General features: G+C 72.3%; 12 protein-coding genes. 5 read left to right on the forward strand and 7 right to left on the reverse strand.

Annotation, left to right across the window (positions count from 1 at the left end):
* Nucleotides 1-143 precede the first annotated feature (143 nt).
* The 3 genes from AOK23_RS35290 to AOK23_RS35300 are packed head-to-tail and all read right to left on the reverse strand — an operon-like array spanning nt 144 to nt 3875.
* Nucleotides 144-776: a TetR/AcrR family transcriptional regulator gene (locus AOK23_RS35290; protein ID WP_055716610.1), complete on the reverse strand. Its 633-nt coding sequence runs from the start codon at nt 774-776 to the stop codon at nt 144-146.
* Between the two features lie 35 nt (nt 777-811).
* Nucleotides 812-2896: a YhgE/Pip domain-containing protein gene (locus AOK23_RS35295; RefSeq protein ID WP_055716611.1), complete on the reverse strand. Its 2085-nt coding sequence runs from the start codon at nt 2894-2896 to the stop codon at nt 812-814.
* Entirely contained in the window at nt 2868-3875 is a 1008-nt protein-coding gene (locus tag AOK23_RS35300; protein WP_055716612.1) for an ATP-binding cassette domain-containing protein, read from the reverse strand. The genes AOK23_RS35295 and AOK23_RS35300 overlap by 29 nt, the downstream gene beginning before the upstream one ends.
* A gap of 177 nt (nt 3876-4052) precedes the next feature.
* Between AOK23_RS35300 and AOK23_RS35305 the strand changes: the two genes are divergently transcribed.
* The 3 genes from AOK23_RS35305 to AOK23_RS35315 all read left to right on the forward strand — a co-directional run bounded on the left by AOK23_RS35305 (nt 4053) and on the right by AOK23_RS35315 (nt 6175).
* Complete coding sequence (locus AOK23_RS35305; RefSeq protein ID WP_055716613.1) at nt 4053-4592, forward strand: SAV_6107 family HEPN domain-containing protein; 540 nt, start codon at nt 4053-4055, stop codon at nt 4590-4592.
* Nucleotides 4593-4725: 133 nt separating this feature from the next.
* Nucleotides 4726-5496, forward strand: a complete 771-nt coding sequence (locus AOK23_RS35310) for a methyltransferase domain-containing protein (RefSeq protein ID WP_055541623.1) — start codon at nt 4726-4728, stop codon at nt 5494-5496.
* A gap of 277 nt (nt 5497-5773) precedes the next feature.
* Complete coding sequence (locus AOK23_RS35315) at nt 5774-6175, forward strand: DUF3040 domain-containing protein (protein WP_055716614.1); 402 nt, start codon at nt 5774-5776, stop codon at nt 6173-6175.
* A gap of 221 nt (nt 6176-6396) precedes the next feature.
* Here AOK23_RS35315 and AOK23_RS35320 read toward each other — a convergent pair whose 3' ends face one another.
* The 4 genes from AOK23_RS35320 to AOK23_RS35335 form a co-directional block, all read right to left on the reverse strand.
* Nucleotides 6397-8814 carry a transglutaminase TgpA family protein gene (locus AOK23_RS35320; protein WP_055716615.1) on the reverse strand — a complete coding sequence of 806 codons (2418 nt, stop codon included), beginning with the start codon at nt 8812-8814 and terminating at the stop codon, nt 6397-6399.
* Nucleotides 8811-10175, reverse strand: coding sequence for a DUF58 domain-containing protein (locus AOK23_RS35325; protein ID WP_055716616.1), 1365 nt, complete (start codon nt 10173-10175; stop codon nt 8811-8813). Before AOK23_RS35325 ends, AOK23_RS35320 begins: the two co-directional genes overlap by 4 nt.
* Complete coding sequence (locus tag AOK23_RS35330; protein ID WP_055716617.1) at nt 10172-11212, reverse strand: AAA family ATPase; 1041 nt, start codon at nt 11210-11212, stop codon at nt 10172-10174. Before AOK23_RS35330 ends, AOK23_RS35325 begins: the two co-directional genes overlap by 4 nt.
* Before the next feature lie 285 nt (nt 11213-11497).
* Nucleotides 11498-12106: a beta-class carbonic anhydrase gene (locus tag AOK23_RS35335; RefSeq protein WP_206336384.1), complete on the reverse strand. Its 609-nt coding sequence runs from the start codon at nt 12104-12106 to the stop codon at nt 11498-11500.
* A 356-nt stretch (nt 12107-12462) separates the two neighbouring features.
* Between AOK23_RS35335 and rsmH the strand changes: the two genes are divergently transcribed.
* Together rsmH and ftsL are read left to right on the forward strand one after the other, a co-directional pair.
* On the forward strand, nt 12463-13419 hold the full coding sequence (gene rsmH / locus AOK23_RS35340) for a 16S rRNA (cytosine(1402)-N(4))-methyltransferase RsmH (protein ID WP_079049885.1): 957 nt from the start codon (nt 12463-12465) through the stop codon (nt 13417-13419).
* Nucleotides 13420-13530: 111 nt separating this feature from the next.
* Nucleotides 13531-13964: cell division protein FtsL (gene ftsL, locus AOK23_RS35345; RefSeq protein WP_055716620.1), on the forward strand; the 434-nt coding region annotated here is incomplete at its 3' end.

Here is a 13964-nt window from a genome sequence, read left to right on the forward strand (position 1 = left end):
GGATCAGGGGGAACGGGGAAGCGCCGGTTCGAGGTGGCCCGCGGGGGACGCGGCCAGTCCGAACCGGCGCTCTCGTTCGTTCGCGCGCGGGCGGGGCACCCGACCGCGCCGGCCGGTGTGCGGCGCGGTCGCCTCGGTGACGGCTACCGGTTGCCGCTGACCCGGCCCTGGAGCAGCCGCGACAGCGCCGAGTGCACGTCGTCCAGGGAGCGCTCCGGCTGGAAGGCCTTCCAGTCCAGGGCGGCCACCAGGACCATGCCGACCAGGGCCGACGCCGTGAGGCCGATGTCGATCTCGTCGCTCAGCTCGTCCGCCTCGACGCCCTCGCGGAGGACCTTCTCCACGACCGCGACCGCCTCCTGCCGGACGACCATGAGCGTGGACTGCCACGCCCGGTTGGTGCGCCACAGCTCGGCCACGTACAACTGCGTGAACGACGGGTAGCGGTCGATGAAGACCAGTCCGGCCCGGATCATCGCGTCCAGGGCGTCGACCCTGCTGCCGCCGCCCTCGGCGCTGCGGTCGGCCGCCTCCCGCAGCGACGCGGTGAGGAGCCCCACGCCGTGCCGCAACAGCTCCTCGAAGAGGACCGACTTGCTGGCGAAGTTGTAGTAGACGGTGCCCTTGGCCACGCCCGCGCGCTCGGCGATCTCGTCGACCGTCGTGGCGGAGAACCCCTGCTCCGCTATGAGTGTGACGGCCGCCTCGTAGAGCTTCTGCCGGGTCGCCTCGCGGCGGCCCCCGCCTGTGCCGCCGGGGGCGTTGCTGCTTTCCATGGCCCTGATTGTCACAGGAACCGTGCCGTGCGCGGTCACAGAGTCAACTCCGGGTGCAGTCGGTCGAGGGTCCACACCTGCTTGCGGCGGGCCGACACGGCGGTCAGGGCGAGCGCGCCCGCGGTGAACGCCACCAGCACCGCGCACGCCTGCCAGACCGGGCCCAGACCGCCGCCGGTGATCAGCCGCCGCAGGGCGTCCACGACGTGGCTCATCGGCAGGAACGGGTGGACCGCGTTGAAGAAGTCCGGGCTGGTCTGCACGGGGTACGTGCCGCCCGCGGACGTCAACTGGAGCATCAGGAAGGCGAGGACGAGGATCCGGCCGGCGGCCCCGAAGCGTGCGTTGAGCCATTGCACGATCGCCGCGAAGCACGCCGTCACCAGGAACAGGAAGCCCACCGTCCCGGCCGCCCGCGCCATCTGCAGGCCCACCGCCCAGTGCAGCACCGCCATGAGCGCGACCGTCTGCAGCACACCGAGGGCGGCCACGGGGAGCCAGCCCGCCAGCGCGACCCGCCAGGCAGGGGAACCCGCCGCGAGGGCACGCCGGTTGAGCGGCGGGATCAGCATGTACGCCACCATCGCGCCCACCCACAGGGACAGCGGGATGAAGTACGGGGCGAATCCGGTGCCGTAGTTGGGTGCCTTGTGGAGGTCCTTGCTGGCCAGTCGGACCGGGTCGGCCATCACCTCGGTGCGCCGGTCGCGGTCCTTCTCGTCGTAGTCCGGGATGCGGTCGGCGCCGTCGTGCAGCCCGCCCGCGAGCTTGCCGGAGCCGTCGGCCAGCTTGTACATCCCGCCCTTGAGGTCGTTCGCGCCGGTCTTCAGGTCGCCGACGCCGGTGTCGAGGTCCTCGGCGCCCGTCTTGGCGGTGCCCAGGCCGGTGTGCAGCGTCTTGGCGCCCTTGGCGACCTTCGTGGCGCCCTTGTTGAGCGCGTTCACCTTGGTGACGGCGTCGTCGAGGTCCCCGGACAGGTTCGGCGCGGCCTTGGCCAGGGCGCGGGCCTGCCGCTCCAGGGTCGTCAGATCCTTCTTGAAGGCCTTCAGATCACCGTCGTAGTTCTTCACCACGGTGTTGACGTCCTCGGCGAGCCGGGCCGCCTCCGCGGCCGCCTCCTTCGCCTTCTTCAGGTCCGCGCAGGCCGCGTCCGGCAGCACCGGGTCCTCGCAGCGCCGCTTGTAGACGTCGTCGAGCGTGTCGGAGGCGGTCCGGGTGCCGGTCGCGGCGGCCGGGGCCGTGGTCACGAACGCCGAGAGGTGGTTGCGGATCGTCGCCGCCGAGTCGGCGACCAGGGTCGCGGTGTCGGTGATCGTGTCGCTGTTCTCGTCGAGGAAGGGCCGGACCTGGTCGGCGGACTTGTTGACCTTGTCGGCGAGGCTCTGGGTGCCGTTCGCGACCTGCTGGGCGCCGTCCTGGAGGTCGCCCGCGCCCTGGTCCAGGTCGGAGAGGCCACCGGACAGCTTGCCGCTGCCGTCCTTGGCGGCCTTCAGTCCGTCGGCGAGGTCCTTGGAGCCCTTCTCCGCCTTGTCGATGCCGCCCTTGAGGTCGTCGGCGCCGTCCGCGGCCTTCTGGGTCTTCTCGTGGATGTCGGAGAAGGAGATGAAGATCCGGTCCAGGAACGACCGTGACGTCTTCGTCGACGCCGCCGTCCGCACCTCGGAGAACACGGTCCGGGAGATCTGCCCGACGATGTAGTTGTTCGCGTCGTTCGTACGGACCTGGAGGGCGCCCGTCTCCGGCGCGTCACCGGAGCTGGACGCGATGCGCCGGCTGAAGTCCGACGGCATGGTCAGCGACAGGTAGTACGTGCCGTCCTCGACGCCCTCGCGGGCCTGCTCGGCGCTCACCTCGTGCCACTCGAAGGTGTCGCTGTCCCGCAGACCGTCGGCGATGTCCTCGCCGGCCCTGAGCTTCTGCTTGCCGACCGACGCCCCCTTGTCGTCGTTCACCAGCGCCACCGGGATACGGTCCAGCCGGCCGTACGGGTCCCAGAAGGACCACAGGTACAGGGCGCCGTACAGCAGCGGCAGCAGCATGAGCGAGGCCAGCGCGGCGCGCGGGAGCTTCCCCCGCCCGAACCGCCTGAGCTCAAGCGAGGCGAGTTTCGGCGATCGCATCGCCCATCTCCTTGTCGTCGTCACCGCGGTCGGTCTTGGAGGCGGTCATGGTGTCGGGCTCGGCGCCGGTGTCGATGTCGGGCTCGGCGCCGGCGCCGGCGTCGGTGTCGGCCTCGGCCCCGGTCTCGGTGTCGGCCTCGGCTTCGGTTCCGCTCTGGGGCTCGGCCTCGTCCTCGGTCCTGGCTCGGGTCCCGGCCGCGGTCCTGGTCTCGGCCCCGGTCCCCGCCCTCGTGTCCGTCACGGCCTCGTTCTTCTTCGCCGTGGACACGACGAGCGCCCCCTCCGGGGCCTCGCTGCACACCGCCACGACCGTGGTCCCGGCCTCGGTGAGGGACCGCAACAGGGCCCATATCTCGGTCCGTTCGGCCTCGGAGAGCTTCAGGTCGGTGTCATCGACGCCGAGCAGGCGGGGCCGGCCGACGAGGGCCAGGGCGAGCGAGAGCCGCAGCGCCTCGACCCGGTCCAGGTCGCGCACGGCGGTCCGCTCGCCCTTGGGCAGCGACGCCCGGTCGAGCCCGGCGGCGGCCAGCGCGGCGTCGATCCGGCGCTCGGCCTCGGCCGTCCGCTCACGGCGGGGCCGGAGCAGTCCGCGCAGCGAGCCGTCGAACCGCCGCTGCAGCAGCGCGCGTTCGCGCAGGTGCTCCCCGACGGTGAGCGCCGGGTCGAGGTCCGTGACGCCGGGGACATGGGCGAGGGCGCTGACCCGGCGGACCGCGGCCATCTGCTTCGGCAGCCGCAGGGCGCCCACCGTGGCGTGCCCCTCGCTCGGTTTCATGCGCCCGGTGAGGGCGAGCAGCAGACAGGTCCTGCCCGACCCCGAAGGACCTTCGATCGCGATCAATGAACCGGGCTCGGCGTGGAACCCCACCTCTCGGAACACCCACCCGCGCGGGCCCTCCATCCCGAAGCCCTCGGCGCCGACGGCGACTCCGCCGCCCTCCCCGGTGGGTGCCGCGGCTGTCGTAGGCGGCTCGTCCATGTGCTCCGGACCCCCTCGTGCCTTTTTGAACTGACTGGTCAGTGCAAAATTTACCCCGAACTGTCGATCGAAGCAAAAGCCCAGGTCAGAACGGATTGTCAGTGGCATACCTCACGATGGGCACATACGGCACCCCGTGTCAGGGCGTGCCGTCACGTAGACGACAGGAGGTTCGTCATGGCCACGTACCACGCAGCAGCCGGCAATCGGCGCCGTGCCACCGGCCCTGCCCCCTCACTGACCGGCCCGGCGAGCGACGTGCACCCCGTGCTGCGCCGGGCGACGGCCCCGCCAGCAGCCCTCGACCTCCTCGCCCAGGCCCGCGCCGGCCTCGACGAGGCGTCCGCCCTCCAGGCCGCCAACGAGCGGTACGCGACGGCCCATCTGGCCGCCCTGCGCACCGCCGCCGCCGTGCTCGCCGCCCGGGGCCGCCCCGAGCCCACCCCGAAGCGGCGGGCGAAGATCCGGAGCGCCTGGGAAGTGCTCCCCGAGATCGCACCCGAACTCACCGAGTGGAGCGCGCTGTTCGCCTCCGGCGCCGCCCGCCGGGCGCGGGCCGAGGCGGGCATACGGGGCGCGGCGAGCACGCGCGACGCCGACGACCTGATACGCGACGTGGCGATGTTCCTGCGCCTGGTCGAGCGGATGCTGGTGCTCCAGCCCGTCCTGCCCCAGCCCCGGCAGGACGGAGGGGGAGGCGTCCCGGACGCGGGCTGACCGACCGTCCCGGCGCCGCCCATTAGGGTTGGGGGCATTCGTCACCTCCGTCACGGCCCCGGCCGCCGACGGAACCAGCAAGCCCACCGCTCCGCCGCACACCAGGCGGTGCCGCGCCGAGGAGTCAACTGCCGTGTCGGACCCGTCGCGCCCCCGCGCCTCCCTCCGTACCGCCGTGGTCTGGGACGTTCTCCAGGACGCCCTCGAGCGCCGAGTGAAGGCCACCGGGCGGGAGTCGCTCGACGTGCTCGACACCGGGGGCGGCAGCGGCAAGTTCGCGGTGCCCGCGGCCCGCCTCGGCCACCGCGTCACCGTCGTCGACCCCAGCCCCAACGCGCTGTTCGCGCTGGAGCGCCGGGCCGCCGAGGCCGGTGTCGCCGACCGGGTGCAGGGAGTCCAGGGCGACGCCCACGGCCTCTTCGACGTCGTCGAGCGCGGCGGCTACGACGCCGTGCTGTGCCACGGCGTCCTGGAGTACGTCGACGACCCAGCCGAGGGCATCGGCAACGCGGTCGCCGCGCTGCGCCCCGACGGCGTCCTCAGCCTGCTCGCCGCCGGACTGGGCGGCGCGGTGCTCGCGCGGGCCCTCGCCGGCCACTTCAAGGAGGCCAGGCAGGCACTCGACGACCCGAACGGACGCTGGGGCGAGGGTGATCCCGTACCCCACCGTTTTACCGCCGAGCAGCTCACCGCGCTCGTCGAGAACGCCGGCCTCGCGGTGACCGCCGTCCACGGCGTCCGGGTCTTCGCCGACCTCGTCCCCGGTGTCCTGGTCGACACCGAGCCGGGTGCCCTGGACGCCCTTCTCAAGCTGGAGGCCGCCGCCGCGGAACTGCCCGCGTTCCACTCCGTGGCCACGCAACTGCATGTGCTCGGAGAGACCCGGGGGGACGCCGAGGCCTGAGCGTCTCCTGTGCCGTGCCCCCTGATCAGGGGCGCGGCGGCGGATGGAGTACGCCACAGGCCCCCCGATCGGGCGCTCGGAGCCGTATGATCGAGGGAGACCGTCCGGCATGACGGGCCGTTCGCTGGGGAATTCACACCTCAGCGAGTCGGGGTGCCATGGCGGGTTCCGGTTGGCGAATTGGCGTAGAGGGGCGGGTTTCAAGGGGGCGATTCCCTGCCTATCCTGAAGAGGACCCCCCGGGTCGCTCCGGCGACCGCACGATGAGGAGGACTCCGTGCCGCTCTCAGAGCACGAGCAGCGCATGCTCGAGCAGATGGAGCGAGCGCTGTACGCCGAAGATCCCAAGTTCGCGTCAGCGCTTGAGGGAAGCGGGCTGCGTACGTACACCCGGCGGCGGGTCTACCAGGCGGTCGCGGGCTTTCTGGTGGGTATCGCGCTCCTCATGGCCGGAATGGTCGCACAGCAGATCTGGGTCAGCGTGGTGGGATTCCTCGTCATGCTGGGCTGCGCCGTGCTCGCCGTGACCGGTTGGCGCAAGGCCCCCAAGCCGGGTGAGCAGCCCACCGGTCCCACAGGCTCCGCCGGTGCCCGTCGTCAGACACGACAGCGCCGCTCCATGATGGATCGAATCGAACAGCGCTGGCAGCGCCGCCGCGACGAACAGGGCGGCCACTGAGCCCCCCGGGTTGCCGGACTCCACGCCAGACCTGAAGACAGATGAAGGGTGACCGCCTGAGGGCGGTCACCCTTCACGCACGCCCACAATCGAACACCGGGCGCCCGGCGCCGCCGTTCGCCGTCCCACGCGCCCCGGCCCGGGCCCCCGACGTGAAATCTGCCCCCACCCGGCGAACCCGGTGGGGGCAGACTCATGCGGACCTCGGTCGGACCAGGCCCTCAGTTGTTCTGGCCGGTCGGGGCCGACGGCCGGCGCAGGGTCGGGCGACGGGCCGCCAGTTCGGTCGTGAGAGCCGACCAGCGGGCCGAAACCGCCCAGATCACGCGGACGGTGGAACGGGGCAGGAAGAGCGCCCGCAGATGGGGCCAGCGGCCGACCTGGGCCCGCAGCCCGGCCGCCACCTCGTGCGCGTCCTGGGCGAGCCCCGCCGGCACTTGCGGCTGCGGAGCGTAGAGCACCTGCTCCACGGCCGCCGCCAGTCGGTGCACCGCCGCCTCGGCCGGCGGTTCGAGCCGCCCCAGCCGCACGATCCGCGCGGCGGCCTTGCGAGGCGTCTGCGACTCGTCCGGCGCGATCCCGTAGTCCCACGCCGTGTCGGTCACCTCCTGCCAGACACCCAGGGCGTGAGCCGCCGCCTCGGCGGGCGTCCGCCCGTGCGCACCCAGCCGCACGGACCGCATCCGCATCCGCCACAACATCGGCAGCAGCGGAAGGGCGAGCAGCGCGAGCGCCCCGGGGACGATCAACAGCGTCCAGGGGGAGAAGAACACCAGCCCCCACAGCCCGCGCTCCTCGTCGTCGGAACCCGGCAGGGCCGCCGCCGACTCGGACGAGCAGCCGCCCTCCAGACGCACCTGCTGCGCCGTGCAGCTCTCGCTCTCCGACGGCGCCGCGGACGGCGCCGTGGACGCCGACTCCGACGGCCGCGGCACATCGGGCAAACCGTCGTCACCGGACGACTCGGGCTGGGTGTACTCGGGGGTCGTGCCCCGGTTCGGGGTCGGCTCGAAGCGGGTCCAGCCCACGCCCTCGAAGTACAGCTCCGGCCAGGCGTGCGCGTCACGCAGCCCCACCGACATCGAACCGTTCGCCTCCGGCGTGCCGGGTGTGAAGCCCACCGCGACCCGGGCCGGAATGCCCAGCGTGCGGGCCATGGAGGCCATCGCGAACGAGAAGTGGACGCAGAAGCCCTCCTTCTCCTGGAGGAACCGGGCGATCGCCCGCGAGCCGGTGCCGCTCTGCACCTCGGTGTCGTAGGTGAACTCGCCGCTGAACGCGAACCAGTCCTGGAGCTTCACGGCTCGCTCGTAGTCGTTCGCCGAGCCCGCCGTGATCTCCCGGGCGGTCCGCGCCACCACCGGCGGCAGCGACGGAGGCACCTCGGTGTACTCCCGCTTCAGGGCCGGCGGCGGTTCCGGCGCCGCGGCCAGCTGCTTGGCGGTCGGCCGCACGATCAGGCTCTTGACCGTGTACTGCGCGCCCTTGGTGTCCTGGCCGTGGTCGCCGACGAGGGTGCGGCCCACCGGCTCGTACCGCCAGTCGCCGTCGATGTCCACCGACGTCACCGGATACGGCATCGGCAGCCAGTTCTGCGCGTAGTCCCTCGCCGCCGCTATCCGGGTCTCGATCTCGTTCCGCTTGACGTCGGGACCCAGGCCGTTCGGGGTGCCGAATTCGTCCGGGACACCGGTGATGGACCGCTCGGTGGGCTTCCAGGAGGTGCCGTCGAAGTCGTCCAGGGAGACGATCCGCAGATACATCTCCTGGATGTTGTCGGTGTTCGTGCGGTACGACAGGACCTGGCGGTCCTGGTCGACGTTCAGGCTCTCGCTCAGCTGGACCAGCGGGTTCACCGCGGAGATCGTGCCACCGCCCCCCGCGCCCGCGCCGATCCCGCCGCCCGCGCCGCCCAGCAGCCCGCCGTCGAGGGCGGGCAGCCCCAGCGGCACCACCAGGGCGATGCCCAGCGCGACCGCGCCGATCCGGCGCCCGGTGCGCACCGGGGCGACGGCGCCACCGGTCTCCATACCGGGAGCACGCGCGGCGCCGCCGAAGACCCGGCCCCACTGCGAGAGCCGGTCGCGGCTCTCGGCCAGCAGCAGCATCAGATAGCCCACGGAGGCGATCAGGAAGAACAGCCACGCGGCGCCGTCCGACAGCCCCGCCGCCACCGAGTAGAGCGCCAGCAGCGGCAGACCGGCCGGGGCCGCGCTGCGGAACGTCACCGCGAGCGCGTCGACCATGAGGCCGATGACCAGGACACCGCCGATCACCATCAGCTGGATGCCGTCCGTCATCGGCGCCGGGATGGCGTACCGGCCGACGTCGTCGGCACCGCTCCGCAGCAGCGAACCGAAGTGCTGGAACGCCTCCGGGCCCGGGAACAGCCCGGCGACGGCCTGCTGCCGGGCGAAGACCAGCGTCAGCATCGACAGCGTGACCAGGGCCTGCGCGGCCACCGTCAGCGCCCGGGCCAGCGGCACCCGCCGGGCGAGCGCTCCCACGCCGCTCTGCACGCCCAGCATCACGGCCGCCTGGAAGATCCATGTCTCCGGGTCCACCAGCGGCAGCAGGGTGCACGCCGTCATGATCGTGGCGGCCCAGGCGCACAGCGCCAGCCTCGCCCGACCGCTCATGAGCGTCCCTCCGTCCCGAGCCCGGACACCAGGCCGGCCCGCTGCCGGTCCGCCTGGCGCCACAGGTCCGTCAGCGAGGCGCCGCGCGGCACGCCCAGCGCCGTCCAGCCCGCCTCGTGCAGCAGACGCAGCGACTCCTCGCCCGCGCTCTCGCCGCCCGCGGCGGGCACCTCGCCCGACTCACGGGTCCACGTCTCACTGTCCAGCAGGAACGCGATCGCCCCGCCGCTGCGCCGACGCATCCTGCCGATCAGCCCCGCCTGCTCCTCGTCGAGGTCGCCGAGGAAGGCGACCAGCAGCCCCTCGTTCCCGCCGCGCAGGACGTCGTACGCGGAGGACAGGCTCATGCCGTCGGAATGGTCGACCACCGCGAGGGTGTCCATCATCAGGCCGGCCGCGTCGGCGGACTCCTGGCTGGAGCCCGCGAACCCGTCGGCCCCCTCGCCCGGCACCGAACTGCCGGTGTCCGTCAACAGTCGTACGGAGTAACCCCGTTCGAGCATGTGCACCAGCATGGACGCGGCGCCCGAGACGGCCCACTCGAAGGCCGAGTCGGGGCCCGCGCCCAGATAGGCCACGGCCCGGGTGTCCAGCAGGACGGTGCAGCGGGCGCGCTGCGGCTGCTCCTCGCGGCGCACCATCAGCTCGCCGTAGCGGGCGGTGGAACGCCAGTGCACCCGGCGCAGGTCGTCGCCGCGACGGTAGCCGCGCGGGATCACGTCGTCCTCGCCGGCCAGCGCCAGCGAGCGCTGCCGGCCGTCGCCGTACCCCTTCGCCTCACCGCTCAGCCGCACCGGCGGCAGCGCCTCCACGCGCGGGATCACCGTCAGGGTGTCGAACGTCGAGAAGGACCGGGTCAGCTCGCACATCCCGAAGGGGTCGGTCAGCCGCAGCTGGAGAGGGCCCAGGGGGTAGCGGCCGCGCAGATCGGAGCGGACGCGGTACGACACCTCGCGCCGGCCGCCCGCCTCGACCCGGTCCAGGACGAACCGGGGACGCGGACCGAGCACGTACGGCACCCGGTCCTGCAGCATCAGCAGCCCGGTGGGCAGCCGGGAGACGTTGTCCATCCGCAGATGGACCCGGGCCTCGCTGCCCGCCGGCACCCGTGCGGGGGAGAGGCGGCGGCTGCCCGCGACCCGGTAGCGGGTGCGGTACAGCACGGTCGCGCAGACCAGCGGCAGTACGGCGAGCAGCAGACCGACCCGGAGCAGATCGCTCTGCCCGAGGACGTATGCGCATATCGCGGCCGCCACCCCGGCGGCGAGGAAGGAGCGCCCGCGTGTGGTGAGCCCGGCGAGAGCCGTGCGCAGCCCGCCCTTGTCCTGCTCCGGGGCGGGCGCGGGCCCCGCGGTGGTCATCCAAGCCTCCGCGGCGGCTGCTGCGGATACGCCGGGGCCGAGCGGACCGAGCCGAAGCCGCCCTGCGGCGGCGCGGCCTGCGGCACGGGTGTGTGCTGCAGGATCTCCTGGACGACCTGCTCGGGCGTCCGGCGGTTGAGCTGGGCCTGAGCGGTGGGCAGCAGCCGGTGCGCGAGGATCGCCACCGCCAGGGACTGGATGTCGTCCGGCAGCGCGTACTCCCGGCCGCTCAGGGCTGCGGTCGCCTTCGCCGCACGCAGCAGATGCAGCGTGGCGCGCGGCGAGGCGCCGAGTCTGAGGTCGGGATGGGTGCGGGTGGCGCCGACCAGGTCCACCGCGTAGCGCCGGACCGTTTCCGCGACGTGCACGCCGCGGACGGCCTCGATCAGCTTCACGATGTCATGGGCGTGGGCCACCGGCTGCATGTCCTCCAGGGGCGAGACGCCGCCGTGGACGTCGAGCATCTGGAGCTCGGCCTCCGGGCTGGGGTAGCCGACGGAGACCCGGGCCATGAAGCGGTCCCGCTGGGCCTCGGGGAGCGGGTAGGTGCCCTCCATCTCGACGGGGTTCTGCGTGGCCACCACCATGAAGGGGTGGGGCAGCTCGTACGTCTGTCCGTCGATCGTGACCTGGCGCTCCTCCAGGGACTCCAGCAGCGCGGACTGCGTCTTCGGCGACGCGCGGTTGATCTCGTCGCCGATCACGATCTGCGAGAAGATCGCGCCCGGCTTGAACTCGAACTCCTTGCGCTGCTGGTCCCAGATGGACACACCCGTGATGTCCGACGGCAGCAGGTCCGGCGTGAACTGGATACGCCGTACCGAACAGTCGATGGACCGCGCCAGTGCCTTGGCCAGCATGGTCTTGCCGACGCCGGGGACATCCTCGATCAGAAGATGTCCCTCGGCGAGCAGCACTGTCAGCGAAAGCCGTACGACCTCAGGCTTGCCCTCGATCACCGCCTCGACCGAACTGCGGACTCGCTCCACAGTGCTGGTCAGATCAGTGAGGCTCGCTCGATCGTCATAGGTCGTCACCCGGCCCTCCTCGGCCCGTTCTTTCTCCGGGCCGACGCTCTGCGATGCGGACCGGCCCACCCCGAAACACGGGCACCACGCGCGAACAGTTCCGCGTGTTGCCACACTTGCATTCTTGCTGCCGTTACCGATTCGTGTCACTCGCCTGTGGATAACGGTCGGCGATTTGTCAGGTCTGTACCGTTTCGCCCGCCAAGATGCCAGGAGATTGACAGAAACCCACGACAGCGGAAGACCGTCCGGGGGTGGGGCAGGGGCCGGTGCGAGGGGCCGGTTCGACGCCGCTCAGGCGGCGTCGACCTCCCGCAGCAGCCCCGTCTTCACGTCGAAGACGAAACCGCGCACGTCGTCGGTGTGCAGCAGGAACGGGTTGGTCCGCACCCGCTGCATGGACTGCCGTACGTCCTGGTCGACGTCCCGGAAGGACTCCACGGCCCAGGCCGGGCGCTGGCCGACCTCCGCCTCCAGCTCGGTGCGGAAGTCCTCGGTGAGGGCCTCCAGGCCGCAGCCGGTGTGGTGGATCAGCACGATGCTGCGGGTGCCCAGCTTGCGCTGGCTGATGGTGAGGGAGCGGATCACGTCGTCGGTGACCACACCGCCCGCGTTGCGGATGGTGTGGCAGTCACCCAGTTCGAGGCCGAGCGCGGCGTGCAGGTCGAGGCGGGCGTCCATGCAGGCCACGACGGCGACACGCAGGACGGGGCGGGCGTCCATGCCGGGGTCGGCGAACGCCGCGGCGTACCGCCCGTTGGCCTCGACCAGCCGGTCGGTGACGGTGTCGCCGTTTATGGCGCCTTCGGATTCGGTGGGAACTGATGCGGAGGTCGTCATAGGCATGACGGTACTGGTCACGGGTGCCGATGGCGCTCTGTGAGAGGGGACAAAGAACGTCATTGAGGGTTGTTGTGAGGTAACCCACAGGGGTGGCGGGATTGCACCACTCCGAGTGATTTCTCGGCTTTCCGGGCTTCGCTCCGAGGGCGGCGTCGCGACGCGCAGGCCGGTTGATTGACCGCGAGGGGCCGTGGACTAAAGTGACGCGGAGCGGGAGGCGAGGACCCCCTGCTCGACTGACATCACCGAGAGATCCGGTCACTGCCCGGCATCTCCCCGCGTGCGCGGCGCGTACGTACGGCTCGGCCTCCTCCCGCTCCCGGTCGGCCGGCACTTCCGGCGCCGGCCGACCTCCCCTTCCTGAGCGGGCGGGGACCCGGCGGTGCGTACGGGCCCGCCGGACTTGAGAGGGCCCCTTGACCGAGAGCCGACACGTTCCCGTCATGCTCCAGCGGTGCCTGGACATGCTGGCCCCGGCCCTCAAGGAGCCCGGCGCCGTCGTGGTCGACTGCACCCTCGGGCTCGGCGGCCACAGCGAGGCGCTCCTCACCCGGTTCCCCGAGGCCCGGCTCGTCGCCCTCGACCGGGACAAGGAGGCGCTGCGCCTGTCCGGGGAACGGCTCGCCCCCTACGGCGACCGCGCCACCCTGGTGCACGCCGTCTACGACGAACTCCCCGACGTGCTCGCCCGCCTGGGCGTCCCGCACGTCCAGGGCGTCCTCTTCGACCTCGGCGTCTCCTCCATGCAACTCGACGAGGCCGACCGGGGCTTCGCCTACGCCCAGGACGCCCCGCTCGACATGCGCATGGACCAGACGACGGGCATCAGCGCCGCCGAGGTCCTCAACACCTACCCGGCCGGCGAACTCGTCCGGATCCTCCGTGCGTACGGCGAGGAGAAGCAGGCCAAGCGGATCGTCTCCGCGATCGTGCGCGAGCGCGAGAAGGAGCCCTTCAGCAACAGCGCGCGCCTGGTCGAACTGATCCGCGACGCCCTGCCGCAGGCCGCCAAGCGCACCGGGGGCAACCCCGCCAAGCGCACCTTCCAGGCGCTGCGCATCGAGGTCAACGGCGAACTCACCGTGCTGGAGCGGGCGATCCCCGCCGCCGTCAAGGCCCTCGCGGTCGGCGGCCGGGTCGCCGTGCTGTCGTACCACTCGCTCGAAGACCGCCTCGTCAAGCAGGTGTTCGCGGCGGGCGCCGCCACCACCGCGCCCCCCGGACTGCCCGTCGTCCCCGAGCGCTACCAGCCCCGGCTCAAGCTCCTGACCCGTGGTGCCGAACTTCCCACCGAGGAAGAGGTCGCCGAGAACCGGCGGGCCGCCCCCGCACGGCTGCGCGGGGCGGAGCGCATCCGGGAGGACGTCGAGTGAGGCGGACGAGGCGGCCGGAACACGGTGCGTGAAGGGGACGGTGGTGGGTCCGAGAACCGAACTCGCTGGCGCCAGGAGTGACTCCGAGAAGCGAACTGGCAGGGAGGGTGTGTGAGCAGGAAACCCGAACTGAGGGGCCGGGCCGCCCGGCTCGCGCGGCTCCTGCCCGCCGGCTCCGGCCGGGCCGCCCGCACCCCGTTCGTCCTCCTCGTCGTCGTGCTCCTGGGCGGGGGCCTCATCGGCCTCCTCGTCCTGAACTCCGCGCTGAGCGAGGGGTCGTTCCAGCTCGACGACCTCCAGGACGACGTGAAGAGCTACACCGACGAGGAACAGGCGCTCCAGCGGGACGTGGACGCCTACTCCGCCCCGGAGGCCCTCCAGCGCCGCGCCCGCGAGCTGGGCATGGTGCCCGGCGGCGACCCCGCCTTCCTGGAGCCCGACGGCCGTGTCAAGGGCGTCCCGAGCCCCGTGGCCCCGCAGTCACCGGCGAGCCTGCCCCTGGTCCTCGTGCCCGAGGCACCCACCCCCGCGTCCGCCGCCCGCCC

Origin of the sequence: Streptomyces torulosus, from assembly GCF_001419765.1 — a bacterium.
Lineage (GTDB): Bacteria > Actinomycetota > Actinomycetes > Streptomycetales > Streptomycetaceae > Streptomyces > Streptomyces torulosus.

Coding starts and splice junctions, on each gene's coding strand:
- AOK23_RS35290 (WP_055716610.1), bottom strand. CDS start 776: ATGGAAAGCAGCAACGCCCCCGGCGGCACAGGCGGGGGCCGCCGCGAG.
- AOK23_RS35295 (WP_055716611.1), bottom strand. CDS start 2,896: ATGCGATCGCCGAAACTCGCCTCGCTTGAGCTCAGGCGGTTCGGGCGG.
- AOK23_RS35300 (WP_055716612.1), bottom strand. CDS start 3,875: ATGGACGAGCCGCCTACGACAGCCGCGGCACCCACCGGGGAGGGCGGC.
- AOK23_RS35305 (WP_055716613.1), top strand. CDS start 4,053: ATGGCCACGTACCACGCAGCAGCCGGCAATCGGCGCCGTGCCACCGGC.
- AOK23_RS35320 (WP_055716615.1), bottom strand. CDS start 8,814: ATGAGCGGTCGGGCGAGGCTGGCGCTGTGCGCCTGGGCCGCCACGATC.
- AOK23_RS35325 (WP_055716616.1), bottom strand. CDS start 10,175: ATGACCACCGCGGGGCCCGCGCCCGCCCCGGAGCAGGACAAGGGCGGG.
- AOK23_RS35335 (WP_206336384.1), bottom strand. CDS start 12,106: ATGACGTTCTTTGTCCCCTCTCACAGAGCGCCATCGGCACCCGTGACC.